This window comes from Agaricicola taiwanensis, assembly GCF_014635245.1.
GTDB classification, from domain to species: Bacteria; Pseudomonadota; Alphaproteobacteria; order Rhizobiales; family Methylopilaceae; genus Agaricicola; species Agaricicola taiwanensis.
Genome location: NZ_BMCP01000001.1, coordinates 1,334,508 through 1,358,250, shown reverse-complemented (window position 1 = coordinate 1,358,250; position 23,743 = coordinate 1,334,508). Strand labels below are relative to the sequence as shown.

The window sequence follows — 23,743 nt, the reverse complement described above, 5'->3', positions numbered from 1 at the left end:
CTCAGGCCGTTGCCGCCTTACGCGCCGGTGCTGGCGCATCGGCCACCTGGACAGCCTTGAGAAGCAGCCCCGCATATTCTTCTCCGAACAGCCTCTTGGAGATGCGGGCGATGGCATCGAGCCGCTCCCTCATTTCGTGGCGGCCATCCATTGGCAGGGCCCGCAACCGATCGATCAGCAGGGGCATGCCTGTGTCGAGCAGATCCTTGATCTCGTTATAGACGCGCAGCGTGTCGGCTTTCAGCGCAAGGTCATCCGCGTAGTTGCGAGCGGCCATCAGCACAGCGATATCGCCATCGAGGCGATCGACCTCCGTCGGGCTCAGCAGGGGCATCAAGCCTTTGGAATCGGCACGGGGCCGAACCAGTTGCTTCACCCGCTGGGCAAGATCGGTCATCCTTCCGGCCAGGGTTTCAGACATGGTCTTGCGGAAGCCGATGATCCTTTTTGCAAGGGGGCTGCGGCTGTCGAACTCCAGTTCGGAGTTGATGGCGCGGAGCGTGGCGCCGAAAGCCTTGATGGCCGACACGAGGCTGGCGGTATCGGCCGCCGCCTTGGCCTCCTGTGCCTGCGTGATCGCCCCTTCGGCATCGGAAATGACGAGCTCGATCATGGCGCCATAGGGGCTATCCAGAAGGAGTTCGACTTTCGAGATTCCCGCCAGGGCAATCAGGAAGCGGACAACGGCGCCGGGTGCACCCAGCTTTGACTTCAGAAGATTGGCGGCCAGAGGCATTGCAGGCCTCGCCTTCTTCATGAAGGTCGTCAGGCGCTGCTTCACCGCGGCGATCGCTTCCTCAAGCGCCAGCTTGAGATCGCCAGCCAATTCCTGCGCCAAGGCGTTCAATGCCTTTTCGTAGCGCAGTGCCGCGCCGATATCCTGAAGGTCCTCGGCGGCACGGTCATGGCCAAGTTGCGCTGAAAGCTTCCGCAAGCCATGCGGCTCTTCGGCAGCCACGCGCGCGGCCTCAAGGATCGCCTTGGCGCAGGCCGTACGAAGCGCTTCTATGGCTTCGGGGGTCGCGCGGCCCAGAGGGTCGGCATCCACTCCCTTGCGGAATCGGTTGACAGCGGACGGAGCGCCATCCGTCTCCAGCCAGCGCCAGACGCGCTCGAGCGAGCCTTGAAAAATGACGCCGGGAATCTTGCCGCCCTTGTCCGATGCCGCCGTGAAAGCCTGGCAAGGCAGGAAAACGACGGAGGCCATATCCTCCAGAGGCACGATCTCGCCGTTGTCGCGCATGGCGCCTTTCAGCGCGCCGAGAATGATGTCCGCATGCGGCAGCGCACCTCCCGCCTTGGCAAGGCCGGTGGCAAGCATGAGCCGCGCGTCAGGCGCGAGATCGCGAAAATAGATACGAAGCTTATCCCCAAGCTCTCCGTCAGACATCGCCGGCTCAAGATTGATTTGAAAGACAATAGGATAACTAGCAGGAGCGCCTTAACGTCCGGTTGCCCTTACCGGATAGGAATCCAATTACCGTCTTCGTTGCGGCAGGCAACACCGCGCGCTGTCTGCGGTTGTCCATCGACGTAGACCGTATGGGTATATTCCCGGCAGCGCTGGTAGCCGGCCGTGGAATAGAATGGACCCGGGACGACCGTCCCGTAATAGGCCTGCTCACGCCAGGCTACCGGCGCGCCCGCCACACCATACTCCAGCGCCTGAAACTGAGCCGCCGTTGCCCGTTGCTGGCTTGTTTGATCGAGCGAACGTCCAATCTGGTTGCCGAGGAACCCACCGACGGCCGCCCCCGTCAGGGTGGCTGCCACATTGCCCGTGCCGGCGCCGACCGCCGAGCCGAGCACGCCGCCAAGCACGGTGCCGCCAAGCGTGCCCGCGGTCTCGTTGGGGCCCGCGCATCCCGCTGTCAAAGCGGCGATAACGCCAAGGGATATCAGGATCCTTACCCGTGCCACCCGGTTCCTCGCTGGTTGAAAGATCGCGGCATAAAGTCAGACTTCGCGGCCATTAGAAAGGGATTCGGGCGAAAGCTTGGTAAATTTAGGCGGCGGGCAGCTTTACTTCCGCGCGCAGGCCGCCGGACGGCGCATTGCCCAGAAGCAGCCGGCCGCCGTAGAGGGTGGCGAGATCGGAAACAATGGAAAGTCCAAGCCCCGAACCGGGCTTGGTTTCGTCCAATCGCCGCCCCCGTTTCAGCACCTCTTCACATTGCGCCTGTGTCAGTCCGGGACCATCGTCGTCAATCATGACGCGGAAGACCGGCCGCGCGCCAGGCGCTGGTGCCCGTTCGGCCAGGACGCTGATAACGACGCGCTGAACCGCCCATTTGCAGGCATTGTCGAGAAGATTTCCGATCATCTCCTCCAGATCCTGCTGCTCTCCGCGGAAGCGCACGGCGTCGGCCCTGACCTCGATGATCAAATGACGGTCCTGGTGCACTTTCCTCATGGTCCGCGCCAGCGCCTCCACCACCGGGCCAACATCGGTGACGGCGCCGATCATGGCGGTTCCGGCTGCGATGCGCGCCCGCTCCAGGTGATGGTCGATCTGGGTCCGCATGGTCCGCGCCTGCTCCGCCACTTTGGCGGCGAACGCGCTTCTGTGCGTCGCCGCCTCGTTGGTAATGACCGAGAGCGGCGTTTTCAGCGCGTGAGCGAGATTTCCGACGTGCGTACGCGCACGTTCAACAATCTCCCGGTTGGACTCAATCAAAGCGTTCAACTCCCGTGCCAAAGGAGCAACCTCTGTCGGCACCTCGTCCGAGATACGATCGATCCGACCGGCCCTGATGGACGCGATATTGTCGGATATGGCCTTCAGGGGGCGCAGACCCCATCGCACCTGAACCGCCGCCACGAGGACTAGGCCCAAGCCGAGCAAAGCGAAACTCACACCGAGCGCGAGATTGAACGAACGGATCTCGGCCGTGACATCCGCCGCCTCGCCTGCGACGGCGACGAGATACTGATCGCCTCCCGTCATTGTGACCACGCGCTCCACCTGGCGCAGCCTCTGGCCGTCCGGCCCCTCAACGTAAGCTTCGCGGGCAACCGCCGTGTCCTTGTCCTCGTCCATATCGAGGAGCTTGGGCAGCGTCTGATCAAAGAGCGAACGGGAGGCCTTGTATTCATTCGATTGACCGCCATACCGGCTGACCTGCCAATACCAGCCGGAAAGGGGAAATTCGAAGCGGGGATCACCAATGTTGGCGACGTTCACCTGGGCAAGATCGCCATGCGAAGCAAGGTCGAACACGAGGGTGCGCAGGTAAAGGTGCAGGCGCTCGTCATAGGCGCGTTCCGCGGCGGCGCGGTAATATTCCGAGAGCATGAAACCGACGCCAAGGAGCACAACCAGCGACCAGAGCGCGGCCGCTGCAAACAGGCGCCCCGCGAGCGAACGCGGCGCAATCATTCCGCCGACACGTTCATCATGACATAACCGAGGCCTCGCACGGTTTGCAGCACTTCGGTACCAAGCTTGCGGCGGATGCGGCCGACGAAAACCTCGATGGTGTTGGAATCGCGATCGAAGTCCTGATCATAAAGGTGCTCGATGATCTCACTGCGCGGCACCACCCGCCCCTGATGATGCATCAGATAGGCCAGCAGACGATATTCATGAGCCGTCAGCTTGACCGGATTGCCGTCGACACTGACCCGGCCTGAACTGGTGTCGAGGGAAACCGGGCCGCAGCGGATTTCACTGGTTGCGTGGCCCGCGGCGCGTCGTACCAGGGCACGTAGGCGGGCCAGCACCTCCTCCATATGGAAGGGCTTGGCCACATAGTCATCGGCTCCGGCGTCAAAGCCCCTCACCTTGTCGCTCCAGCGATCGCGCGCCGTCAGGATCAGAACCGGCATGTTGCGGTCCGCGGCACGCCAATCCTCCAGCACACGGATTCCGTCCTTCTTCGGCAGTCCTATGTCCAGGATCACCACATCATAGGGTTCGGTGTCGCCGAGATAGTGGCCCTCTTCGCCATCATAGGCCCGGTCTACCGCATAGCCGGCGTCGGTCAAGGCGGTGGCGATTTGCCGGTTCAGGTCGGGATCATCCTCGATAACGAGTGCGCGCACGCCGCAACCTCACCTTTTTCCAACGATGCGCCCGGATTTGGCATCCACGGCGGTATGGGTCACACGGCCACTGTCGGTCAATGTGCTGACGACATAGACGAGAATCCCATTGTCAGCGCAGAGACGCACGCCCAGAAACTCTCCCGCGTTGCGCAGCCGCCGCGGCACAGCCTCATCATAGGCCAGCACCCGCCCATCCCGCACGGCATCAACAGTTTCCGCCTGCGACAGGCATCCCACCTGCGCAAGCGCGGGAGATGACAGGAGCAGCACGCCGATAGCGGCGCTCATGAGAAGAGAAAAAGGCCTGCACATGAAGGCCGTTATAGCAGGACAGCCCTGAACCTAAACTGAACATCGCCCCTTACGTGGGTCTACGCCACGGGAACCGCCCTCACCAAAAGAAGACGCTCTTGTTCCAGTAAACGTCATGGTTTCGAACTGCGTGGAAACAAATCCAAAAGTTTTGGAACTGCTCTTGGTCGAGCACGTTGAACAGGCAACACCATTTCAATGGAGGATACAATGAAGATTGCAGCACTTCTTCTTGCCGGCGCCATGGCCCTCGGTCCGACCTATGCCTTTGCTCAGTCGAGCGGCACAGGTGGCACCGGTGGTACCAGCGGCAGCAGCACGAACACCGGCGTTGGAAGCGAGGCGCAGCGCAGCGGCGGATCAATGGCTCCGGGCGGCTCCATGTCCACGCAGCCGTCGACCGTTCAGCCGGGCATGTCGTCTGGCCGTGCCAGCACGACCAATCCGGCGGCACCCAATTCCGCAAATTCGCCAAGCGTCAATCCCAACTGTGATAATCAATCCATGGCGACAGTTGGCTGCGCTGGCGGCCGGGCCGATGGAAGCAACGACGCCTCCGGCGCCGCTGGAACCTCCGGTACCGGTACCGGTACCGCCAACTAAGCTGCCTGCATGAAGTCGAGGCGGGGTCTCTCAGACCTCGCCTTTTCCATGCTTCGTGACGTTGCAGCGCAACGGTGGCTTGCCACTACTGCCCCGTGCTAGAGGATGATGCGGGCCTGTTGAAGGATATCACCGCCTTGAGGAGCGGTATCGATCCACCCTTCGGCGCCGAGTGGCCACTCCTCCAAGACCTCGTCTTCTTGCCCGGACCCGCCCAGCCATTCGGCGACGCGATTTAGCAGGTTCATGTCGCCGCCCGTCTTCTCTTTCTCCATCATGGAATATTCCTCACCGTGCCGGAGGATGTCGAACATCCGCCTCTGAGCGTTAAATCGGGCACGGTAAAGTTTGGTTCCCGTTTGTTTCAGGCCTGTGAACCTGCGTGGAGTGTCAGATCCGCGGCAGCATCGCGAGATGTTCGACGGGCGCTGGCGTTTCTTCCGTGACAAAGGCCGCGGTCGTCAGCACAGTATCTCTGCAAGTTGCTCGATACACCGCGATTGCGCTACCGGGGCCGCCACCGGTGTGCCCCACAGGTCGCCCGGGGAGCGCTTGATCCGTCATGAGACCGAGGCCGTAGGCGGGCTGCCTCCAGGGGCGTTCGGGATAGGTGCCGCCGACGGGATGGGTGCGAAGCATCTCATCCAGCAAGCGGCGCGAAAGCACTTGGCCAGCCATGAGACGGTCGAGGAGAAAGGCCGCATCGCGCAACGGCCCGACGACGAGGCCGTGATAGACCCATCCTGGATGATATCCCTCGGCCTTTCCCAAGGTCACCCCGGTGAGATCGCCAACCGACCGGGCCAGATGAACCCGGTCGAGCCCGAGCGGGTCAAAGACACGCTTGCGGAGCACACGGTCCAGTGATTGGCCGGCACGGGTTTCGATGAGTTCGACGGCATGGTGGTAGCCGATGTTGGAATAGGACCACCCCTCGCCCGGCCGATAGCGCGGCTCATCCGCATTCACCCACCGCAACATCTCCTCGACCGGCCATGGATCGTCCCCTCGCGCGACGGCAGCGCGGTAGTCAGCAACAGCGCCGTAGTCGCCCAGCCCGGCGCGGTGCTGCAGCAACTGCCGCAGCGTGAAGGGCCGGCCTGTGAGGGGCTCATCAAGATCGAGCAAGCCGTCCCCCGCCAGTGACAGCGCAGCTGTGGCGATGACCGTCTTGGTGAAGCTCCACCAGGGAACGAGGGTTTCCTCGCCGTTGCCGGCGTTGGCTTCGCCATCTTCAAAGCGTGCGAATAGGATTTCGGTCATGCGACGGCGTCAGCGTCCTTTTCGCGGCACCCTGTTGGGCCAGTTGGTCACATAGTCCACGAGATCCAGAAGCGGCACGTCATCTTCGTTCGCGTCCACCCGGCCGCGCACCGAGATGCCTGCGGCATGAACCGTCTGCGGATCGCCTGACACGAGCGGGTGCCACCAATCCAGATCCTTGCCTTCGGCCAGCCGGCGATAGGCGCAGGTGACCGGCAGCCAGCCAAGTGCCCGCACCGTCTGCGGGGTCAGCCTTACGCAATCGGCGACCTTGGCCGAGCGATTGGCATAGTCGCGGCAATTGCAGGCATGTTCATCAAGGAGTGTGCAGCCGACCGAGGTATAGTGGACCTTGCCGGTGTCTTCGTCCTCCAGCTTCACGAGACAGCAGCGGCCACAGCCGTCGCAGAGGCTTTCCCACTCCGCCTCGCTCATCTCATCAAGCGCCTTTTCCTGCCAGAAGGCCAAGGTTAATATCCCCTGAAGGTTGTCGAGAGCCCTTGCGTCCGGCTTATGGCCGCGCAATGAGTTAGGTGCAAGATCACACAAACACAGGCTGGGGTCCTGTGTCTTGTGCGGACATGGAGCTTCGGGGTTGGGCGACGGCGGTTTGAATGTAAAGCTTTCGCGACTGAAGCGCCGGCTGCTCGCTGCCGATGCCTGGATCGATTCCTCCATCTACGAGCTCTGGTATCGCCTGTTTTCAGGATGGGAAGGCGTGCGCATCGCCTTCGACCGTTTCCGCTTTCGAGGCTGGAAGCGTGGTTTTTTCGAGCTTGCGTCCGAAAGTTTCACCTGGGTGGTGATCGGTGCCGGCCTGATGCTGGCGCTGGCGCAGCCGGCGTTTCGCGTCGAGACCGACGATTTTCTGGCGAAGGCCGACCTTGCCGTGACATTCCTGGACCGCAACGGCAATGAGATCGGCAAGCGCGGCATTCTGCAGTCCGACGCCGTGCCGCTAGATGAATTGCCCGATCATCTCATCAACGCGACGCTTGCCACCGAAGACCGCCGCTTCTGGAACCACTTCGGCATCGATGTCCCGGGCACTTTCCGCGCGCTGATGGAAAACGCCCGTGCCAACGGGGTCGTCCAAGGCGGCTCCTCGATCACCCAGCAGCTTGCCAAGAACCTGTTCCTGACAAACGAGCGCACGCTTGAACGCAAGATCAAGGAACTGTTCCTGGCGTTCTGGCTGGAAACCAATCTCACCAAGCGCGAGATCCTGAAACTCTATCTTGACCGTGCCTATCTCGGCGGCGGCGCCTTCGGCGTCGAAGCGGCCTCGCAATATTACTTCGGCAAGTCAGCGCGCGATGTGACGTTGGCGGAAGCGGCCATGTTGGCAGGCATGTTCAAAGCGCCGACGAAATACGCGCCGCATGTGGATATCGCCGCCTCTCGCGCCCGGGCAAACCAGGTGCTGTCAAACATGGTCGACGGCGGTTTCATGACCGAAGGCCAGGTGCATGCCGCCAGGATCAATCCGGCGACACCGGTTGCCCGCGCCCGGGGCGCGTCGCCGGATTACTTCCTCGACTGGGCCTTCAGCGAAGTTGAACGCATGGCCAAGGAAGGCGCCTTCGGTTCCGAGCGCACCCTTGTCATCCGCACCGCACTGGACAGCGGCTTGCAAAGCCATGCTGAAGCCAGCGTCGAAAGCATCCTGCGCCAGTATGGCACACAATATGGGGTTGGGCAGGCGGCGGCGGTGGTGATGGAACCGTCCGGTCTCGTGCGGGCCATGGTGGGTGGCCGGGATTATTCCGTCAGCCAGTTCAACCGCGCCACCGCCGCAATGCGCCAACCCGGTTCGTCGTTCAAGACCTTCGTCTATACGGCAGCCTTCATGAACGGCTACGAGCCGTCCACCATCATCGTCGACGCGCCCATCACACTCGGCCGCTGGTCTCCGCAGAATTATGGCCGGTCCTACGCGGGCCGGGTAACGCTGACGACCGCGCTGACGAAATCCATCAACACCGTTCCGGTTCGCCTTGCCCAAGCGGTCGGACGCGACAAAGTCATGGCACTCGCACAGAGCATGGGCATCAGAACACCGCTGCGCCCCATACAGGCCATCGCGCTCGGGGTATCCGAAGTCACCGTCATGGACATGGCTTCCGGCTATGGCACGCTGGCAAACAACGGCCGATTGAACGTTCCTCACACCGTGCTGGAGGCCTGGACCGCGCGTGGTGAGCGTGTCTGGCGTTATGATGCCGAATCCCAACAGACGCCGCAGATCGTACCAGCCAAGACCGTCAGCCAGATCAATGGCATCCTGGTCAATGTGACCGAGAACGGCACCGGACGCCGGGCCCAGTTGCCCCGGGGCTTCCGCGTCGCCGGCAAGACCGGCACCAGTCAATCCTATCGCGATGCGTGGTTCGTCGGTTTCACCGGCGATTTCGTCGGCGCGGTCTGGTTCGGCAATGACAATTTCACGGCTACCAAAGAGATGACGGGCGGCTCCCTCCCTGCCATGACGTGGAAGGAAATCATGACCTTCGCCCATCGCGACATCGAAGCGCCAACGCCGATTGCAGGCGTGTCCGATCAACCAACATCCTCCGGCGCGGCGATTGCGCGTGTCGAGGCCGATCTTGGGCCTCTGCGTGGCGCTGCCCTGTCCCGCGGGTCGGTCGATGTCCTGCGCGACGTCTCTAATCGCATGCGAACAGCCTTATCGCAGCAGGTCAGCGAGCTTGATCTCGGCGGCGGTGTCTCCTCCGCGCAACTGATGGGCGGTACATCCGCGCCCGTGAACGCAAGCCAGCAGCGGCCGTAATTCAGGTGCGTTACCTCCTCAATCTGCTGATCTTTTTTGGTCTTGCCGGAGCCATAGGCCTGGGTCTGACGGGGCTTGCCGTCAACCGCAACATCATGTTGGGCGAGGTGCGGGTCGGGCCCTGGGTCGCATTCCCGTCCATCGGAACCAGCGAGCCGGATCCTTACGCCCGCGCCAGCATCGCGCGCCGGGGGCGTATTCCTCTTGCGGTGGGAGACGGGCTGGAGTTTTCCGCCGCTACCGATAGCTCGGGCGAGCCTTTGCGAGGCACCTGCCGATACGCTGTCGAGGGCGCCAGTGTGCCCGCTCGCTACTGGACAATCGCGGTTCAGACGACCCGCGAATTCCTCCCGCAGGCACGACACGCACTGACGAGCGTCGAGCTGCTGCGGCGGGAGAATGGGAATTTCATCGTCAACGTCGCGAACGGCGCTCAGGCGGGAAACTGGATCGCGACACCTGAGAGTGGTCCATTTCTGCTGGTGCTGCGCCTGTATGATACGCCATTGGCGGCTGGCCCGTCGGCCGGCGCGGTCGCATTTCCTCAGATCCGGCAGGTGGCCTGTTCATGACGCGGACGCTGCTCTTCATCGCCGCCGGCGCTCTCTTCGGCCTGATGATTCATGTGATCACGCTGTTGACCGTGCCGTATAACGCCAGCCGCGACGGCTTCAGCCGGATTGCCGCCGTGGCACAGGCTGGACGTTTCGTGGAGGTCGGCCCGAACCCCCAACAGGGCGGACTTCCCGCCCTCGACCCGACGTTTCTCCATGCGGCGTGCATGTTCGATCTTGAGCAGGGGCCCATGCGTGTTCGCGTGCCGGAGCTTTCCGGCTATTTCACCCTGAGCTTCTATGACCGGATCGCCCGGCCGTTTTTCGTCATCAACGATAAGGCTGCCATCGGTGGTGCCGTGGAGGCGCTTTTGATCGATCCGGCCCATGGCCTCATCACCACTCCGTCTGGCACCACCCGCGTCGAAACCGCCGAAACCACAGGCTTCGTCCTGATCCGAGGTGCTGTTGCGAACCCCTCCGAGCGTGACAGGGTTCGCGAGCAGATCTTGCAGGCTGCGTGCGATCACGTTCCCGCACCGGGGCTCTGACGGCTATTTGCTGACGGCAACCGGGGCAGCTTCGACGGCCACGCCCGCGTCTCCATAGGGGCCGACAGCGGCAATGTCCCGCTGGAGAGCCATCAGAGACCGTTCCACCACGATGGCCGACCGGTCCGGGGTCTCAATGAGAAGACGCTCAAGCGCATAGGCATAGCGGCTTGCTCGCTCCTTGAAGGCCTGGTGGGTCCACCAGATCACGATGCGGTTTTCGGCGATGCGTGCCATGGCGTTTTCGCGCTCACGCGGCGAGACCACCGCCATGGCGTCCAGAGTGCGCTCCCGAATGGTGTCCATCTCCATCACATCGCGCGCCGTGGCGAAGAAACCCGCGATCAGCGCCCGGTCCTTCTCGATGTCATCGCGCAGGCGCATATAGCGTGTGGTGGCCGACGCGTGGGGTTCCCTGGACAGGCGGATGGCATAGGTTGTCCGATCCAGCTGTGTCCAATGCGCCGGGAGCAGGCGAGTTCGCCGGAGCTCAACGAGCGCGCGCTCATAGTCGGGCCGTGGGCCGTTTGGCATGACGATGACCCAGGAGCGATCACGCAACTCCTTCTCATCATCGGTCATATTGTAATCGGAACGCGGCTCGTGCCGTTGCGAGGCCGCGATCTTGCCGAGCCTCGGCATAAGGTCGTCATGAATGACAGAGGGTCTGGCGCGGCCGAAATCGCCCGTCGGCGGCACACAGGCCGACAGGCCCACCGCCGCGAGGATGCCCGCCAACAACCTGATCGTTGTCACGCAAACCGACCGCACGCCGGGATGGACGCATCAATATGGCGCTCCCGCCGGACCCCGGTGAAAAACAGGATTTCCGCCGGCCCCTTCGGGCACTGCTCCTTTTCGGGACGAGGGCGGCTGATCGTATCGAGCCGAACAACGTTGCTCATCAAGGTATCCTTGAGGTTCTGACAGATTAACTGATTCTAAGTAACAGCCGTCCAAGGTTAACAGTCCGTCAATATTCATAGCTGTATTGTATGGCATTGTTTTTCGGTTAACTTTTCCCGCTTCTCTATGGTCGACGGATCACACCATCTCGAAGGCCTCGAGCGCCTCGCGCGCGAACGAGGCGTCGACACGCGCGCGACGGTGCTGCGTGTGGCCACGGATCTGTTCGCCGCCGCCTACAACCGCACACCCGCGGATATCGAGCGTTACACGGCCTTGGCCCTGCCGCTGATCAACGTCGCGGATCATGCAACCAAGGTCATGGTGGCGCGGCGCCTGGCTCCCGTTGCAGACGCCCCCGATGCCGTCGTCGAGCGGCTTCTCAGCGACGACGTTGAAGTGGCACGAGAACTGGTGCTGCTGCGCCCCGCCCTCAACCGTGACAGCATGCTGGGGATCGCTCTTGAGGGCGGCATCGTGGAAGCCAGCGCATTGGCCGAACGCAAAGACCTTGACCGGGGAACCACGAGAGGACTTTCCTCACACCCAAGCCGTGAGGTCCTGGAGACGCTGATCGCCAATCCCGCAGTTCCCCTTGATGGAATGACGCTTTCGAACATCATCGAGCGCGTTCGGCAGGACGCTCCCCTGGCGAATGCGCTCCTTCGCCGGCCCGACGTCGACGCTACGATGTGCGCGAGGCTTTATCCCGTCCTCGGAGCCGAGGAACGCGGGATGGTTCGCGCCGCCCTGGCAAGGGCCGGTCAGCGACCCGCGGCGCCTCTGGATCCTGATGCGCTTCACACATTCCGGCTCGCCGTGTTGCGTGGCGGCACCGAAGGCTTCGTGAAGGCGCTGGCGGATCTTCTGCGGGTGCCGGCGACGGCTGCGGCCGTTCTGGTCGATGACCCGACCGGCGAGCTTCCTGCCCTGGCGCTGATCGCCTCAGGTTGTGATCGCGAGGCGACCATAGCCGCGCTTCTCATCTGCGCGCCCGAAAGGGTACGGACATCCATCCCCCTCATCTTTTCGGCGGCGGCGCTTTATGACGATACCCCCCGCTCCGTCGCGCTGGCGATCGTGCGGGCCGTGCTGGGCGCCAGCACCCGTCCCGTTCATCAGCCGCTGCTTGATCCGGCAGAACCGCCGCAGCGGGCTTCGCAGGAAGGCCGCAAGGCAGGCTCGGTCACGGTGAAGGTGAAGGGCATGCGCTTCACGCCCAAAAAGAGCGGCTAGTCGTCAGGCGACCGTCTGAAGACCCGGATCACCCGCCTTGTCCTCGACTTCAAGGATCCAGACGTCAGGGTCGAAATCCGCCTCGCGCGCGAGGCGCTGTTCGATGCTCGCGCCGTCAGCCCTCGCCGGACCGACACGGACAAACTGACGGTCCAGGGCATCATCATCTATCGCGGATTGTGGCGCGGGCGCATAGAGATCGAAGGTGCCATCCAGCCGGTCGATCTTGATGAAGATGGCGCCCGCTTCCGCGGCGCCGCGCCGACGCACCACCCCGTAAGCGCCCCGCAAATGGCAGGAACGGATATAGGCGGAAACCCAGAAATCGGATCGTAACCTGCTGCTCACTGCAGCGGAACGCCTGATATGGCCGAGAGTTCGCGGACAAAGCGTGGGGAAAGCTCCCCCGTGGGCGGCAGGTTGCGGTGAATCTCGAAACGGAAGATCGCCGCCTTGGTTTCCTCACCTACGACGCCGTCGAGCTTTATAGGACCATAGCCTTGTTCGGCGAGCACCCGCTGGATGGTAAGGATGCGGTTGGAGGAGGCTGCGGCGGCAGACGCGGCAGGTGTTGCCGATGCCTCACCGCCTCGAGGGCTTGGGGTTGCCGTCGGCACCCGCGTCGCCTTCAAGGCTTCCAGCATGTTCTGACTTGCTTCGCCGGTGGGGGCCTTGCCCGTGGCGCGCTCATATTCGCGTATCGCGAATTCCGTCTTTGGTCCGTAGAGGCCGTCCACCGGGCCGTCATAGCGCCCAAGCCGGGCGAGTTCCGCCTGTACACCAAGCAGAACGTCCTTCTGCGACGGCCCCGCGCTTCCGGTTATGGCCGGCACAGCCGGCGGCGTAGCCGTCGCGGCAGGACCTGAAACATGCGTCTGGCGCTGGGGCGGCATCGGCACGGCAGGCACCGCCGGCGTGGGTGCGGCGGCTGAGGGCGAGAAGATCGGGGCCGGATGCGTGCCGTTTTGGAGCGCGAGCGCGTTCACGACGATGGCGATGGCCGTTGCAGCCGCAACGGCCGATGCCAAGCTATCCAACGGGCGCCGCATCACTGAGCGCAAGAGGGTGCTCAGCACACCTGGCTCGTCGTCGAATTCCATCATGCGGTCGCTGGGCGAAGGCAACGCTCTATCCTTTTCAGATCATCATGCAGTGAGACGGGCGGGAAGATCTCCGTCCACCGGCTGGTGATCAGCCGGGGCCTTCGCCGGCACCGGCGTGACGGATGTGGACTCTGTCGGCAGCTCTATGGTGACCACAGTTCCTTCACCCACGCGGCTCTCGATCTTGAAGATACCGCCGTGAAGGCTGACCAGTCCCTTCACGACCGAGAGGCCGAGGCCCGTCCCCTCGTAGGGACGGTTGTAGGATGACCGGGCCTGGTAGAACGGCTCTCCAAGGCGGGACAGATCTTCGGGCGAGACGCCAATGCCGGTATCGGCGACGGAGAGCGTTGCAAAGCCGCCGTTGCGGCGGGCGCTGATGGTCACCGTTCCACCTGCCGGAGTGAACTTCAGGGCGTTGGAGAGGAGATTGATCAGGATCTGGCGGCAGGCGCGGCAATCGCCATAGACATCGGGCAGGCCCTCCTCGATATCCACCTCCAGCCTGACCTGGGCCTGGGCCGCCTTCAGCGTAAAGAGCTGCCGGCTGGTGTCGATCAGAGGCATCAGCTCGAAAGGCTCCGGCGTGATCGAGAAATTACCGCTCTCGATACGGGACATGTCGAGGATGCTGTTGACGACCGCCAGCAGGTGCAGCCCCGATTCATGGATCAGCTTGGCATATTCCATCTGCCGTTCATCGCTCATGCGCGGCATGTCGGACGTGGACAGCATCTCGGAAAAGCCGATGATGGCGTTGAGCGGGGTGCGCAATTCGTGGCTGATGTTTGCCAGGAAATGGGTTTTCGCCATGCTGGCACGGTCAGCCTCCTCGCGCGCGGCGAGCAGTTCGGCCTCATGGGCGACGCGTTCCTCGATGTCGCGGGTGACGGACACAACATGTCGCCCGCCCTCATCTTCGATCAGCGTGTCGTCCTCGATCAGAGCGCAGCGCATTTCAACCCAGCACCAATCGGGTGTCAGGCCGGCAGCAGGACTGTCGCGGCGCAGCCGGAAGCGGACGGATGTCTCGGTCCCGGTCGTGGCAGTGGTGGACAGCGCGGTCAGGTAGGAAGGCCGGTCGGCGATATGGACGCGGTCGAACAGCCCCTGCCCCATCAGCGCCGCAGGCTCCGCGCCCGTGATCCGCGTGGCGGCCGGTGACGCAAAGGTCACGTTGCCCGAGCGGGTATGACGGGTGATGAGGTCGTGCATATGTTCAGCCAGCAGGCGATACCGCGCCTCGCCGCGTCGTGTATCTTCCATGCTGAGACGGCTGATGTTGTTGGCACGCACAGCCAGCAAGGCCGCGTAAAGAGCAGCCAGAGCTCCACTGGCGAACAGCATCGATTTGGCCGCCTGGGGAGATAGTGCGGAGGCGGGGAGCCAACCGGCCAGGTCAATACCGACAAGCGCGACGGCCACGACAAGCGCGGAGACCACGCCCGCGCCGATCGCCTTGCGGGACCCCGAGAAGGCTGTTTCCAGAGGGATGATGATCAACCAGGGAACGGCAAAGGACATGATGCCGCCGGTGGCGACAGCAACCGGGAAGACAAGCAAGGCGACCGAGACGGCCGAGAGTATGTGAGCACGCACCATCTTACCGGTGCGCGACAGATCAAAGGCCACCAGAAGCGGCAGCAGCAAGGCCGCGAAGGCCATGGCCTCGGGCGCGGTGGGCGCACCGCGCAATGCAAGGTAGAGCGGCAATGCCGCCAGCGCCGTCACGCCCGCCGCCAGATGGGCCGCGATGAAAGAACGATGACGTACGGCTTCCGGTCGGCCAGCACTGACGGACTCATGCACCAGTCCTGTCACGAATGTCTGGAGACGCTGTATCAACTCGCCACTACCCAACTCGGACCGCGCGCATGTCCGCGCCTCCTGCCATAAGCTTCCAGCACCATGGCACAGTCGGCTTAAGCGAACGCTAAAGAGATGCTGGAAGCCATAGGGCTACCAATTAAAGTCTTAGCAATTTTCTTGACCGTTTCGTTTCACCCGCGACGCTATCGGTCAGATCATGACGTCGCCTGTAACCATTGTTCTTCTGACCCGAACTGTGATCTGGCTCGGCCTTCTCGTCGCGCTGGGTGTGGTCGCACGGTTCTAGCCCAGGGAAAGGGGTCGCATCCTTGCGCTCGGGCGCCTATATGAAGCGCAAGGAGATGCCATGACCCTCGACGAAATCATCGATGGCTTTGAATTTCTGGACGATTGGGAAGACCGTTATCGGTTTCTGATCGAGCTCGGTCGTACGTTGGAACCGCTTTCCGACGACGAACGCAACGCCGCGACGAAGGTGGAGGGGTGCGCCAGCCAGGTCTGGCTCGTCAGTCAGACCCAGCGTGGAGCGGATGGGTCTCCCCGACTGACCTTTCGTGGCGATAGCGACGCGCATCTCGTGCGGGGCCTCATCGCGATCCTTATCGCGCTTTACTCCGGCCGCAGCGCCCAGGAGATCGCGCAGACCGACGCGCAGGCGCTGCTCGACCGATTTGGGCTGGGCACGCATCTGACACCGCAGAGGTCGAACGGCGTTCGCGCCATGGTCAATCGTATTCGATCGGAAGCGGCGAGGATTCTCGCATCCGCATAACTGCCCCGTTGCGATAGAAAAGCGCCGCCCGGGATCCCCGCGCGACGCGCCTATGGTCCAGACTATCGCCTGTTCAGCGCTTACGGCGCTGCTGCCCAAGCCCCATTTGCTTGGCAAGGGCGGAGCGGGCCGCGGCGTAATTTGGCGCCACCATTGGATAATCGGCAGGAAGACCCCATTTTTCCCGATATTCGTCCGGGCTCAGGTCGTAGTGAGTACGCAGGTGACGCTTCAACGACTTGAATTTTTTGCCGTCTTCCAGGCAGATCAGATAGTCGGGAGCTACCGACTTCTTAATGGGAACCGCAGGTTTTGGAAGCTCTGCGGGAGTTTCGATAGGCAGACCGCCTACCCGCAGCAGGGCGTAATGCACGTCCCCGATCAGGCGGGGAAGCTCACTGGTCGCAATCACGTTGTTGCTGACATAGGCTGAAACAATGTCAGCAGCCAAATCAATGAACTCTGAAGCGGGGGTTCTGTCATCCATATAGGAAACTCTCTGAGATAATCAGTCATGCACCAAGGGTGTAAACAGCAGTCAAAGCCACATAGATTTCAGAAGAAACCGCTTCTCACCTGGCAGAAGAATGTTTTTTCGAATCCATGAGCAGGCCGCAACCTTGATTAGTCCTATAACATCTTCCTTGCAAGCATGATCGACTGAATACCTTGAGGAAAACTGTTTGCATCTCCTGCCAGGCCATGCATTGCACCGTCATTATGGAACTAACGGGAGCAGGCAACCATATAGATTTGCAGGTAAAGAACCAAATCTCGGCAATTATGCCGTTATGAAACAATAGGGCCTCGTTCCGCTAAGCTCAGCATCACCCACAACCACTTCGAGGACAATTGAAATGACTACCGCGCCAAAAGTAACACCCGAGAAACAGGATTTGCGGAACCGATTGACCGACGAGCAGTACCGCATCACCCAGGAACATGGGACGGAACGAGCCTTCACGGGCCCCTACCTCGACGAAAAGGATCCGGGTCTCTATCGCTGCGTCGTCTGTGACGCCCCGCTTTTTCGTTCGGAAACGAAGTATGAGTCGGGGTCCGGCTGGCCGAGCTTCTGGGAACCGGTAACACCTGACGCCGTCAAGGAGATCGAGGACAGGTCACATATGATGACCCGGACTGAAATCCGTTGCGGCGCCTGCGATTCCCATCTGGGGCATGTGTTTCCCGATGGCCCGCAGCCGACCGGGCTGCGTTACTGCATGAATGGAACAGCCTTGAACCTGGAAAAAGATGAACAGACCTGAGCCTTCGCAAGCAGGGCTGCTCGTCGCGGGCAGCTCTCTTCTTCTGGTCGTCGATGCTCAGGAACGGCTAGCGGCGGCCGTTCCCGATATCGAGGCCGTCGTCGGCACGACCCGGTTCCTCCTCGACGTCGCCAGTCTGATCGGGGTTCCCACGATCGCGACGGAGCAACATCCGGAGGGCCTCGGACCAACGATCGCCACGCTCCGGAGCGGGCTCGGGCTCATCATACCCAAACTCGCCTTCTCGGCTCTCAAAGAGCCCGTCGTCCTCGAACGTATCCTCGAACTCAATATCGAGGGCCGGCGCCAGGTCGTGATCTGCGGGCTCGAAGCTCACATCTGTGTCCTGCAGACCGCGGTCGACCTCATCAAGAGAGGGAGCGATGTCGCGATCGTTGCCGATGGTGTCGGCTCGCGGCGGACGCACGACCGGGATATCGCGTTCGACCGGCTCGCCCGCCACGGCGCCCAGATCGTCACGGCCGACATGGTCGTTTACGAGTGGCTCGAACGGGCGGGGAGCGACCTCTTCCGACGCGTCCTTCCGCTGGTCCGCGGCCGCGGCTGAGACGGGAGAGGCCTCCGGCCCGCGGCGTGCAAGGATCTCCTCCCGCAGCTCATCGACGGACGCATAGCGATGCGGGCCATCCCGGCCTTCAGCCTCGACGGAGCCATCGGAAAAGAAGCGGTAATTGACCCCGTTGAGCGTGCCCTCTCTCAACAACGATGGCTCCCCGCCGCCCTTGTTATCGTCGGGCCTCGGTGGTGTTGCCGCAGCGGATGCTGCTACGGCCGCCCCTGCCGCAGTGGCCGCCACCGCGGCCGGGCGCCGCGTCAGAAAATCCGGTACGGGGCGCTCGGCAAGCTCCACGCGCGGCGGCGCGAAAGGCGACCGCTCGGATCGTGCCTCTGCGGACGCAGATGGAGCCGGCGCCACTGGGCCTGCAGCAACGGGTACCCTGGGAGCCATGGGCGCAGGAGACTGTGTGGGTGCCTGCAACGGCGGCACCGGTCTTTCGACCGCAACGGGAGGTGGCGTGATGGGTTGGCTCTTTTCCTCCGGCAGTTCAGGCGCAACGCTCGGCACGTCCGGCTCAGGCGACAACACGGAAAGCTGCGGCTCCGCATGAGGTTCGGCGGCTTTCACGAGGTCGCGGCGCAATCGATCGACGGCTCGCGTGATCGCAGCGAACCCCAGGACCACGGCCGCACCCACGATAATCCGAGAGCCCATATCAACGGCTGCAATGCCATCAAACAGGGCCACGACGTAAAATCCCCAGAGTGCCAAAAGGACGCCGATGGCGGTCAGCACAACGGTCATGATATTGCTCCCTTATATGGATATGCCGTGTTGCCGACGACAGGAACCTTGCCTATGTAGAGCATGTTACCCGCCCGTCCGGCGAAAGCCCCGGTCCATCCGCGACTCCCGGAGATTTTCCATGACTTTCAAACTGCCCGACCTTCCCTACGCATATGACGCGCTTCAACCATATATGTCGGCTGAGACGCTCGAGTTCCATCACGACAAGCACCACAATGCTTATGTTACAACCGGCAACAAGCTTCTCGAAGGGTCCGAGCTTGCCGGCAAGAGCCTCGAAGAGATTGTCAAAGGCTCCTACGGCAAGAACCAGCCGCTGTTTAACAACGCCGGCCAGCACTACAACCACCTGCACTTCTGGAACTGGATGAAGCCGAACGGCGGCGGCGCCGCGCCGGCAGCCATCGCCAAGAAGATCGAGGAGGACATCGGTTCCTTCGACAAGTTCAAGGAAGACTTCATTCAGGCAGGGGCCACTCAGTTCGGATCCGGCTGGGCTTGGCTCGCCGTCAAGAACGGCAAGCTTGAGATCATGAAAACGCCGAACGGCGAAAGTCCGCTGGTGCACGGCGCAACACCCATCCTGGGTGTCGACGTTTGGGAACACTCCTATTACATCGACTATCGCAACCGGCGTCCCGATTACCTCAAGGCCTTCATCGAGAACCTTGTGAACTGGGAATATGTCGAAAAACTGTACGGCGAGGCCGTCTGAATCGGCGCTTGAAAAAACGGGGCTGAACGCCCCGTTTTTTATTTATCAATCTGATTGCGGCGACCACCACGCCGGCACCGAAGCGCCCGGCTCGTAACCGGCGCGGCATTGATTGTAGACTGGGTAAAAACCGAACTTGGACTTCATGGCCCGTAGCCAGGACAAGCAGGCGTTTCGGTTCGGGAAACACCCTTCGCTGGTCTGCATACGAACGCCGGCGTTGCGACCTCCATCACCGCTGCCACCGGCAAACCGCCCCCACCAAGCCTCGCCCGGCGCGGTGCGGCAGTCGTTCACGCCGCCGTAGGAACGCGGATCCGGCACGCCTTCGGCAGGACGGATCGTGATGAAATTTTCCACGGCTCCTCCGATGGGGTTGCTGGCGGCCGAAGCGACGCTCGGCAGCAGCGAAGCGACCACAGCGGAAGCTAGGATCAGGTGTTTCATTTCAAATCTCCTCGCGTCACTGCCCGGGAGCATACCAAGGCTTGACCGGCACACCCGGCTGATAGCCCCGTCGGCATTCGTTCCACTCTGGGGCAAAGCCATAAGCACTCTTCAGATCATAAAGCCAGCGCTGGCATTGCGCTCGGGTGGTAAAACAACGTTCCTCGGTATAGCGCTCGAGAGAATCGCTGTCGAAGGAGGAGCTTATCTCCCGGCCGCCGGAGAAGCGGCCCCACCACAGGTTCTCGTCCGGCACCTCGCACATCATCCCCTCGCGAGGCGCAACGGACGAATTGGTCTGGGTGCATGCCGTGCCGCCGGCCAGCAACAGGCCAACGACAATGAAGGCCGAGGTTCCATGTCTCATCTCACGCTCCGCATTTTCGCCTTCTATAACGCCGAATGCGGCCGTTCGGATGCAGCATGCGGCGCAGGTGCGGGTAAAAACGCGATTTCCTGGATCAGCTTGCGCCGGACCGCCTCCTTGAGGCCCGCCCGGTCGCGGGCAATCTCGACGAATGCGCCGGGTCCGCCGATGACGTTGTCTCGGTAGTAGTCCTCAAGCGGAACACGGCGGGACGACCAGGCGGTGGTGCTTCCTTCCGCCCGGATCGCAAGGGCATTGATGATAATGCCCTTGGCAACGGCCTCGTCCCTTGCCTCGTGTATCGCGCGTCCCCCGATGTTTGGCCCATCTCCGGAAACATCGATCACCTGACGCTCGGCCTGGGGCGCGCGGGCGAGGAGCTGCATCGCCACGCCGATCGCGTTGGAGATGGAATTGTAACCGGTGGTCTTCTTAGGAGCGGCGCGTAATTTGTCACCAAACGCCTTGGCGCTCGCTTCGCCGTCGATGATCGTCCAGTCCAGGACCACGTCCTGTGATTGCGGGCCTCCCCAGTCCACGAAGGCCACGGCAATCCGGCCGTGGGCGTTGGATGCGATGGCGCTCAGCACATCCGGGCTTGCGATGGCATCGGCATAGCCCGCGCGCTGCAATTGAAATTCTTCCGGATCGATGGACCCCGATCCGTCGGCGAGAAGCACAAGGGCGACATCCACGGCCGGCTGCTGCGCTCGGACAGGCGATGAAGCAAGCGATACGAGAAGCGTGAGAATAACGGTCAGCAGGCGGATCATGGCAACCTCCGACAAGACGGGCGGTCAGGATAACCGCAATATGCGCGATCGCCGCTTCACCGTCGCGTCAGCCAGATATGCACTTGCCGTCTTCAGTGGGCACAGATCCTTTGAGACGCATCCTTCATGACGAAAGTGAAAACGGCCGGCTTGCAACAGGCCGGCCGTGCTTTCCTCAGATGAAGGCGCTCAGGCCGGGTATCGCACCGACAATGCGGCCGACCTCATCCTCGCCAAGCTTCTCGCGCGCGAAATCGATCACTGTCCGGGTGACCGTCTGGACCTGCTCCATGGAAAGGCCGGCCGCGGTCATTTCGTTGAGGGCGCCCATCGCGCCGAAGCCGCCGAGGCCGAAACCGCCGCTGTCCTGCCCCACGAGGGGCTTGGCCTCAGGGAGCGCTTCCAGAAGCTTTCCCACGGCGTCCTGCGGGGCCTCCTTGTTCAGGAAGTCGAGGATGATGACCAGTGCTTTTTCCGCCAACGCGCGGTCGATGCCCGCATTGCCCATCATACGCTCCAACAGTTCCTGCATGCGACGTCTCCCTTTCACCTGCGGGCTCGATCGCCCGGCGCGATACTGAGCGTGGAACAGGGCAAAACACAAGCGCGGGGCCATAGCGATGTTTTATGGCTTCGCCTATAAACACATGCATCGGTTCTGGGAGGGAGATTCACGGGTGATGGATCGGGACGACGCGATCTTTATCGGCAAAAGTACCAAGGCCGAGTTTCTCAATCTGCCGCTCGCCAACCGGCATGGCCTGATCACCGGCGCCACGGGAACGGGCAAGACGGTGACCCTTCAAATCCTCGCGGAGGCGTTCTCCAACGCGGGTGTTCCTGTTTTTGCGGCTGACATCAAGGGCGACCTGTCCGGCATCGCCGCGGTGGGCGAGGACAAGGACTTTCTCGTCAAGCGCGCTCAGGAGATCGAACTTTCGCCCTACGTCCACGACAAGTTCCCGGTCATTTTCTGGGATCTGTTCGGTGAGCAGGGCCATCCCATCCGCGCCACCATTTCGGAGATGGGCCCGCTCCTTCTCGCGCGCATGATGAACTTGAGCGAAGCGCAGGAAGGCGTCCTCAACATCGCCTTCCGCGCGGCCGACGACCAGGGCCTTCTCCTGCTTGATCTCAAGGACCTCCAGTCGATCCTCACCTATGTGGCGGAAAATGCCGGTGAGCTATCGAAACTCTATGGCAATGTCGCCAAGGCTTCCGTCGGCGCCATTCAGCGGCAGTTGCTCGTTCTGGAAAACCAGGGCGGGCAGAAATTCTTCGCCGAGCCGGCTTTGCAGATCAGCGATCTCATGCGTGTCACCAACGACGGCCGTGGCATGGTCTCGATCCTGGCCGCCGACAAACTGATGCAAAGTCCCCGGCTCTACGCCACGTTCCTTCTGTGGCTGATGTCAGAGCTCTTCGAGCAACTGCCCGAGGTGGGCGATCCGGAAAAACCGAAAGCGGTCTTCTTCTTCGATGAAGCGCATCTCCTTTTCGACGAGGCACCTCCCGCCCTTCTTGAGAAGGTCGAGCAAGTGGTGCGACTGATCCGCTCCAAGGGCGTCGGGATCTATTTCGTGACCCAGAATCCGATCGATGTGCTGGATACGGTCGCGGCGCAGCTCGGCAACAGGGTGCAGCATGCGCTGCGGGCTTACACGCCGCGGGAACAGAAGGCGGTCAAGGCGGCTGCGGAAACCTTCCGGCCCAACCCGGCCTTCAAGACCGAAGATGTGATCACGCAACTGGGCGTTGGCGAAGCACTGGTCTCGGTGCTTGAGGTGAAGGGCGCGCCTTCCGTGGTGGAGCGCACGCTGATCCGTCCGCCGGCGGCCAAGCTTGGCCCGATCACGCTGCAGGAGCGGCAGGCCCTGATGGCGAACAGCCCGGTGGCCGGCCACTACGATGATGAGGTCGACCGGGAATCCGCCTATGAGCTCCTTGCGAAAAAGGCGCAGGATGCTACCGTTGCCGCGCAGGCCGAAGAGGAGGCCTCGACCAGCGGCATCGGCGGCCTGCTTGGCACCCTGTTCGGCATCAATCGCAAGCGCGGCGAGCGGCTGACCCCGACCCAATCCATCACCCGCGACGTTACACGGATCGTTGTCAATCGCACGGCAGGTCAGGTTGCGGCCAATGTGGGTAAGCAACTTGCGGGTTCTGTCGGCGGGTCTGTCGGACGTGCGATCGTTCGCGGCGTCCTCGGGAGCATGTTGCGTCGATGAAGTCTATCGCGGCTCTGGCGTGTTTGTTGATTGTCCTGTCGCTCGTTCCCGCACAGGCGCAGGAACGCGCACAGGTGGTGGATGTGCCGTCCTGGGACACGCTCAACATGCGCGCGGAGCCCAAGGAGGATGCACCCATCATCCGCGCTCTTCCTTCCTACGCTTCCAACATCGAGGTCATGGAACGGCGCGATGACTGGGTGAAAGTCCGCTACTTCGACAAGGAAGGCTGGGTCGCCGCCCGCTTCCTCGGTGCGTCACTCACCTATGCCGGCAATGAGCCGCCGATGCCGCTGGAATGCCGCGGCACCGAACCTTTCTGGTCGCTGGTCTTTGACAAGAAGACCGCGCTCTATCGGGAGATCGGCACAGACATCGACGAGCGCCTTCCCATCACGGACGCACGCGCCAGCCGCAACAATCTCACGGCCTGGGCCATGACCTTCGGACGGGGCACCGTGGAGCGCGTCGTTTTGGCGCGGGACCCGCTGTGTTCCGACGGCATGTCCGATACGAATTTCCTGTTCAACGTGATCGTCATCAGGCGCGATGGCGAGGTCCGCTCCGGCTGCTGCAATCCGCCGAGGTAGCGACGTCCGTCCGCCATCATCGAGCCCGCATCCTGTCCTGCGGCTGATATCTTATCATTC

General features: G+C 62.3%; 30 protein-coding genes. 12 read left to right on the top strand and 18 right to left on the bottom strand.

All coding sequences use genetic code 11. The features are described 5' to 3' along the window. Position 1 precedes the first annotated feature (1 nt). From IEV58_RS06590 to IEV58_RS06570, 5 genes are all read right to left on the bottom strand, one after another. Positions 2 to 1,390 carry a hypothetical protein gene (locus IEV58_RS06590; protein WP_188408861.1) on the bottom strand — a complete coding sequence of 463 codons (1,389 nt, stop codon included), beginning with the start codon at positions 1,388 to 1,390 and terminating at the stop codon, positions 2 to 4. Positions 1,391 to 1,458: 68 nt separating this feature from the next. After that, the gene (locus IEV58_RS06585) at positions 1,459 to 1,920 is read right to left on the bottom strand and encodes an RT0821/Lpp0805 family surface protein (protein ID WP_188408860.1); all 462 of its coding nucleotides are present in this window, start codon (positions 1,918 to 1,920) and stop codon (positions 1,459 to 1,461) included. An 85-nt stretch (positions 1,921 to 2,005) separates the two neighbouring features. Continuing rightward, positions 2,006 to 3,379: an ATP-binding protein gene (locus tag IEV58_RS06580; RefSeq protein WP_229729215.1), complete on the bottom strand. Its 1,374-nt coding sequence runs from the start codon at positions 3,377 to 3,379 to the stop codon at positions 2,006 to 2,008. Next, positions 3,376 to 4,044, bottom strand: coding sequence for a response regulator transcription factor (locus IEV58_RS06575; protein WP_188408859.1), 669 nt, complete (start codon positions 4,042 to 4,044; stop codon positions 3,376 to 3,378). The genes IEV58_RS06580 and IEV58_RS06575 overlap by 4 nt, the downstream gene beginning before the upstream one ends. A 9-nt stretch (positions 4,045 to 4,053) precedes the next feature. Then, on the bottom strand, positions 4,054 to 4,335 hold the full coding sequence (locus IEV58_RS06570; RefSeq protein ID WP_188408858.1) for a PepSY domain-containing protein: 282 nt from the start codon (positions 4,333 to 4,335) through the stop codon (positions 4,054 to 4,056). Between the two features lie 234 nt (positions 4,336 to 4,569). Between IEV58_RS06570 and IEV58_RS06565 the strand changes: the two genes are divergently transcribed. Next, positions 4,570 to 4,962, top strand: coding sequence for a hypothetical protein (locus IEV58_RS06565; protein ID WP_188408857.1), 393 nt, complete (start codon positions 4,570 to 4,572; stop codon positions 4,960 to 4,962). Positions 4,963 to 5,060: 98 nt separating this feature from the next. Here the strand turns inward: IEV58_RS06565 and IEV58_RS06560 are convergent, their stop codons facing one another. The 3 genes from IEV58_RS06560 to IEV58_RS06550 form a co-directional block, all read right to left on the bottom strand. After that, on the bottom strand, positions 5,061 to 5,240 hold the full coding sequence (locus tag IEV58_RS06560) for a hypothetical protein (RefSeq protein WP_188408856.1): 180 nt from the start codon (positions 5,238 to 5,240) through the stop codon (positions 5,061 to 5,063). A 112-nt stretch (positions 5,241 to 5,352) separates the two neighbouring features. Next, the gene (locus tag IEV58_RS06555) at positions 5,353 to 6,225 is read right to left on the bottom strand and encodes a serine hydrolase domain-containing protein (protein ID WP_188408855.1); all 873 of its coding nucleotides are present in this window, start codon (positions 6,223 to 6,225) and stop codon (positions 5,353 to 5,355) included. A 9-nt stretch (positions 6,226 to 6,234) separates the two neighbouring features. Further along, positions 6,235 to 6,693, bottom strand: coding sequence for a YcgN family cysteine cluster protein (locus IEV58_RS06550; RefSeq protein WP_308790953.1), 459 nt, complete (start codon positions 6,691 to 6,693; stop codon positions 6,235 to 6,237). Positions 6,694 to 6,820: 127 nt separating this feature from the next. On the opposite strand from IEV58_RS06550, the gene IEV58_RS06545 reads away from it, so the two are divergent. Genes IEV58_RS06545 through IEV58_RS06535 form a run of 3 tightly spaced genes read left to right on the top strand, consistent with a single transcriptional unit; the run spans position 6,821 to position 10,121 of the window. Further along, the gene (locus IEV58_RS06545; RefSeq protein ID WP_188408853.1) at positions 6,821 to 9,016 is read left to right on the top strand and encodes a transglycosylase domain-containing protein; all 2,196 of its coding nucleotides are present in this window, start codon (positions 6,821 to 6,823) and stop codon (positions 9,014 to 9,016) included. A gap of 5 nt (positions 9,017 to 9,021) precedes the next feature. Then, a complete protein-coding gene (locus IEV58_RS06540; RefSeq protein ID WP_188408852.1) occupies positions 9,022 to 9,588 on the top strand; it encodes a DUF1214 domain-containing protein in 567 nt (188 codons plus the stop codon). Next, positions 9,585 to 10,121, top strand: a complete 537-nt coding sequence (locus IEV58_RS06535; protein WP_188408851.1) for a DUF1254 domain-containing protein — start codon at positions 9,585 to 9,587, stop codon at positions 10,119 to 10,121. Before IEV58_RS06540 ends, IEV58_RS06535 begins: the two co-directional genes overlap by 4 nt. Before the next feature lie 3 nt (positions 10,122 to 10,124). On the opposite strand, the gene IEV58_RS06530 is transcribed toward IEV58_RS06535, so the two are convergent. Beyond that, on the bottom strand, positions 10,125 to 10,877 hold the full coding sequence (locus tag IEV58_RS06530; RefSeq protein ID WP_188408850.1) for a hypothetical protein: 753 nt from the start codon (positions 10,875 to 10,877) through the stop codon (positions 10,125 to 10,127). Next, the gene (locus IEV58_RS06525; RefSeq protein ID WP_188408849.1) at positions 10,874 to 11,026 is read right to left on the bottom strand and encodes a hypothetical protein; all 153 of its coding nucleotides are present in this window, start codon (positions 11,024 to 11,026) and stop codon (positions 10,874 to 10,876) included. Before IEV58_RS06525 ends, IEV58_RS06530 begins: the two co-directional genes overlap by 4 nt. A 127-nt stretch (positions 11,027 to 11,153) precedes the next feature. Between IEV58_RS06525 and IEV58_RS06520 the strand changes: the two genes are divergently transcribed. After that, on the top strand, positions 11,154 to 12,263 hold the full coding sequence (locus IEV58_RS06520; RefSeq protein WP_188408848.1) for a DUF2336 domain-containing protein: 1,110 nt from the start codon (positions 11,154 to 11,156) through the stop codon (positions 12,261 to 12,263). 3 nt (positions 12,264 to 12,266) lie between these two features. Here the strand turns inward: IEV58_RS06520 and IEV58_RS06515 are convergent, their stop codons facing one another. The 3 genes from IEV58_RS06515 to IEV58_RS06505 form a co-directional block, all read right to left on the bottom strand. Beyond that, positions 12,267 to 12,611, bottom strand: a complete 345-nt coding sequence (locus IEV58_RS06515) for a DUF1491 family protein (protein ID WP_188408847.1) — start codon at positions 12,609 to 12,611, stop codon at positions 12,267 to 12,269. Then, entirely contained in the window at positions 12,608 to 13,291 is a 684-nt protein-coding gene (locus IEV58_RS06510; protein ID WP_229729214.1) for a peptidoglycan-binding domain-containing protein, read from the bottom strand. The genes IEV58_RS06515 and IEV58_RS06510 overlap by 4 nt, the downstream gene beginning before the upstream one ends. Positions 13,292 to 13,408: 117 nt before the next feature. After that, positions 13,409 to 15,211: a sensor histidine kinase gene (locus IEV58_RS06505; RefSeq protein WP_229729213.1), complete on the bottom strand. Its 1,803-nt coding sequence runs from the start codon at positions 15,209 to 15,211 to the stop codon at positions 13,409 to 13,411. A gap of 331 nt (positions 15,212 to 15,542) precedes the next feature. Here IEV58_RS06505 and IEV58_RS06500 point away from each other — a divergent pair, with 331 nt between their 5' ends. Further along, the gene (locus tag IEV58_RS06500) at positions 15,543 to 15,968 is read left to right on the top strand and encodes a SufE family protein (protein ID WP_188408844.1); all 426 of its coding nucleotides are present in this window, start codon (positions 15,543 to 15,545) and stop codon (positions 15,966 to 15,968) included. Positions 15,969 to 16,041: 73 nt separating this feature from the next. Here IEV58_RS06500 and IEV58_RS06495 read toward each other — a convergent pair whose 3' ends face one another. Then, positions 16,042 to 16,455 carry a Ros/MucR family transcriptional regulator gene (locus IEV58_RS06495; protein ID WP_188408843.1) on the bottom strand — a complete coding sequence of 138 codons (414 nt, stop codon included), beginning with the start codon at positions 16,453 to 16,455 and terminating at the stop codon, positions 16,042 to 16,044. A gap of 370 nt (positions 16,456 to 16,825) precedes the next feature. On the opposite strand from IEV58_RS06495, the gene msrB reads away from it, so the two are divergent. From msrB to IEV58_RS06475, 4 genes are all read left to right on the top strand, one after another. Continuing rightward, entirely contained in the window at positions 16,826 to 17,236 is a 411-nt protein-coding gene (gene msrB / locus IEV58_RS06490) for a peptide-methionine (R)-S-oxide reductase MsrB (RefSeq protein ID WP_188408842.1), read from the top strand. Beyond that, positions 17,223 to 17,804, top strand: coding sequence for an isochorismatase family protein (locus IEV58_RS18430; RefSeq protein WP_188408841.1), 582 nt, complete (start codon positions 17,223 to 17,225; stop codon positions 17,802 to 17,804). Before msrB ends, IEV58_RS18430 begins: the two co-directional genes overlap by 14 nt. 124 nt (positions 17,805 to 17,928) lie before the next feature. Further along, positions 17,929 to 18,366, top strand: coding sequence for a hypothetical protein (locus tag IEV58_RS18425; RefSeq protein WP_188408840.1), 438 nt, complete (start codon positions 17,929 to 17,931; stop codon positions 18,364 to 18,366). A 315-nt stretch (positions 18,367 to 18,681) separates the two neighbouring features. Beyond that, positions 18,682 to 19,278, top strand: coding sequence for a superoxide dismutase (locus IEV58_RS06475; protein ID WP_188408839.1), 597 nt, complete (start codon positions 18,682 to 18,684; stop codon positions 19,276 to 19,278). Between the two features lie 45 nt (positions 19,279 to 19,323). Here the strand turns inward: IEV58_RS06475 and IEV58_RS06470 are convergent, their stop codons facing one another. The 4 genes from IEV58_RS06470 to IEV58_RS06455 all read right to left on the bottom strand — a co-directional run bounded on the left by IEV58_RS06470 (position 19,324) and on the right by IEV58_RS06455 (position 21,397). Beyond that, entirely contained in the window at positions 19,324 to 19,725 is a 402-nt protein-coding gene (locus tag IEV58_RS06470; protein WP_188408838.1) for a hypothetical protein, read from the bottom strand. 16 nt (positions 19,726 to 19,741) lie between these two features. Next, positions 19,742 to 20,092, bottom strand: a complete 351-nt coding sequence (locus IEV58_RS06465; RefSeq protein WP_188408837.1) for a PH domain-containing protein — start codon at positions 20,090 to 20,092, stop codon at positions 19,742 to 19,744. Between the two features lie 23 nt (positions 20,093 to 20,115). Then, a complete protein-coding gene (locus IEV58_RS06460) occupies positions 20,116 to 20,865 on the bottom strand; it encodes a DUF1194 domain-containing protein (RefSeq protein ID WP_188408836.1) in 750 nt (249 codons plus the stop codon). Between the two features lie 175 nt (positions 20,866 to 21,040). After that, positions 21,041 to 21,397: a hypothetical protein gene (locus tag IEV58_RS06455; protein ID WP_188408835.1), complete on the bottom strand. Its 357-nt coding sequence runs from the start codon at positions 21,395 to 21,397 to the stop codon at positions 21,041 to 21,043. Between the two features lie 148 nt (positions 21,398 to 21,545). On the opposite strand from IEV58_RS06455, the gene IEV58_RS06450 reads away from it, so the two are divergent. Both IEV58_RS06450 and IEV58_RS06445 read left to right on the top strand, forming a co-directional pair. Continuing rightward, positions 21,546 to 23,093, top strand: a complete 1,548-nt coding sequence (locus tag IEV58_RS06450; RefSeq protein WP_188408834.1) for a helicase HerA-like domain-containing protein — start codon at positions 21,546 to 21,548, stop codon at positions 23,091 to 23,093. Then, complete coding sequence (locus tag IEV58_RS06445) at positions 23,090 to 23,683, top strand: SH3 domain-containing protein (RefSeq protein WP_188408833.1); 594 nt, start codon at positions 23,090 to 23,092, stop codon at positions 23,681 to 23,683. The genes IEV58_RS06450 and IEV58_RS06445 overlap by 4 nt, the downstream gene beginning before the upstream one ends. The last annotated feature ends 60 nt before the right edge of the window (positions 23,684 to 23,743 follow it).

Bases quoted from the DNA above. Each gene is read 5' to 3' on its own strand.
- IEV58_RS06570 (WP_188408858.1), bottom strand. From the start codon at position 4,335: ATGAGCGCCGCTATCGGCGTGCTGCTCCTGTCATCTCCCGCGCTTGCG.
- IEV58_RS06445 (WP_188408833.1), top strand. From the start codon at position 23,090: ATGAAGTCTATCGCGGCTCTGGCGTGTTTGTTGATTGTCCTGTCGCTC.
- IEV58_RS06465 (WP_188408837.1), bottom strand. From the start codon at position 20,092: ATGAGACATGGAACCTCGGCCTTCATTGTCGTTGGCCTGTTGCTGGCC.
- IEV58_RS06520 (WP_188408848.1), top strand. From the start codon at position 11,154: ATGGTCGACGGATCACACCATCTCGAAGGCCTCGAGCGCCTCGCGCGC.
- IEV58_RS06580 (WP_229729215.1), bottom strand. From the start codon at position 3,379: ATGATTGCGCCGCGTTCGCTCGCGGGGCGCCTGTTTGCAGCGGCCGCG.
- IEV58_RS06590 (WP_188408861.1), bottom strand. From the start codon at position 1,390: ATGTCTGACGGAGAGCTTGGGGATAAGCTTCGTATCTATTTTCGCGAT.
- IEV58_RS18430 (WP_188408841.1), top strand. From the start codon at position 17,223: ATGAACAGACCTGAGCCTTCGCAAGCAGGGCTGCTCGTCGCGGGCAGC.
- IEV58_RS06470 (WP_188408838.1), bottom strand. From the start codon at position 19,725: ATGAAACACCTGATCCTAGCTTCCGCTGTGGTCGCTTCGCTGCTGCCG.
- IEV58_RS06460 (WP_188408836.1), bottom strand. From the start codon at position 20,865: ATGATCCGCCTGCTGACCGTTATTCTCACGCTTCTCGTATCGCTTGCT.
- msrB (WP_188408842.1), top strand. From the start codon at position 16,826: ATGACTACCGCGCCAAAAGTAACACCCGAGAAACAGGATTTGCGGAAC.
- IEV58_RS06500 (WP_188408844.1), top strand. From the start codon at position 15,543: ATGACCCTCGACGAAATCATCGATGGCTTTGAATTTCTGGACGATTGG.
- IEV58_RS06535 (WP_188408851.1), top strand. From the start codon at position 9,585: ATGACGCGGACGCTGCTCTTCATCGCCGCCGGCGCTCTCTTCGGCCTG.
- IEV58_RS06555 (WP_188408855.1), bottom strand. From the start codon at position 6,225: ATGACCGAAATCCTATTCGCACGCTTTGAAGATGGCGAAGCCAACGCC.
- IEV58_RS06495 (WP_188408843.1), bottom strand. From the start codon at position 16,455: ATGGATGACAGAACCCCCGCTTCAGAGTTCATTGATTTGGCTGCTGAC.
- IEV58_RS06560 (WP_188408856.1), bottom strand. From the start codon at position 5,240: ATGATGGAGAAAGAGAAGACGGGCGGCGACATGAACCTGCTAAATCGC.
- IEV58_RS06565 (WP_188408857.1), top strand. From the start codon at position 4,570: ATGAAGATTGCAGCACTTCTTCTTGCCGGCGCCATGGCCCTCGGTCCG.
- IEV58_RS06475 (WP_188408839.1), top strand. From the start codon at position 18,682: ATGACTTTCAAACTGCCCGACCTTCCCTACGCATATGACGCGCTTCAA.
- IEV58_RS06525 (WP_188408849.1), bottom strand. From the start codon at position 11,026: ATGAGCAACGTTGTTCGGCTCGATACGATCAGCCGCCCTCGTCCCGAA.
- IEV58_RS06450 (WP_188408834.1), top strand. From the start codon at position 21,546: ATGGATCGGGACGACGCGATCTTTATCGGCAAAAGTACCAAGGCCGAG.
- IEV58_RS06455 (WP_188408835.1), bottom strand. From the start codon at position 21,397: ATGCAGGAACTGTTGGAGCGTATGATGGGCAATGCGGGCATCGACCGC.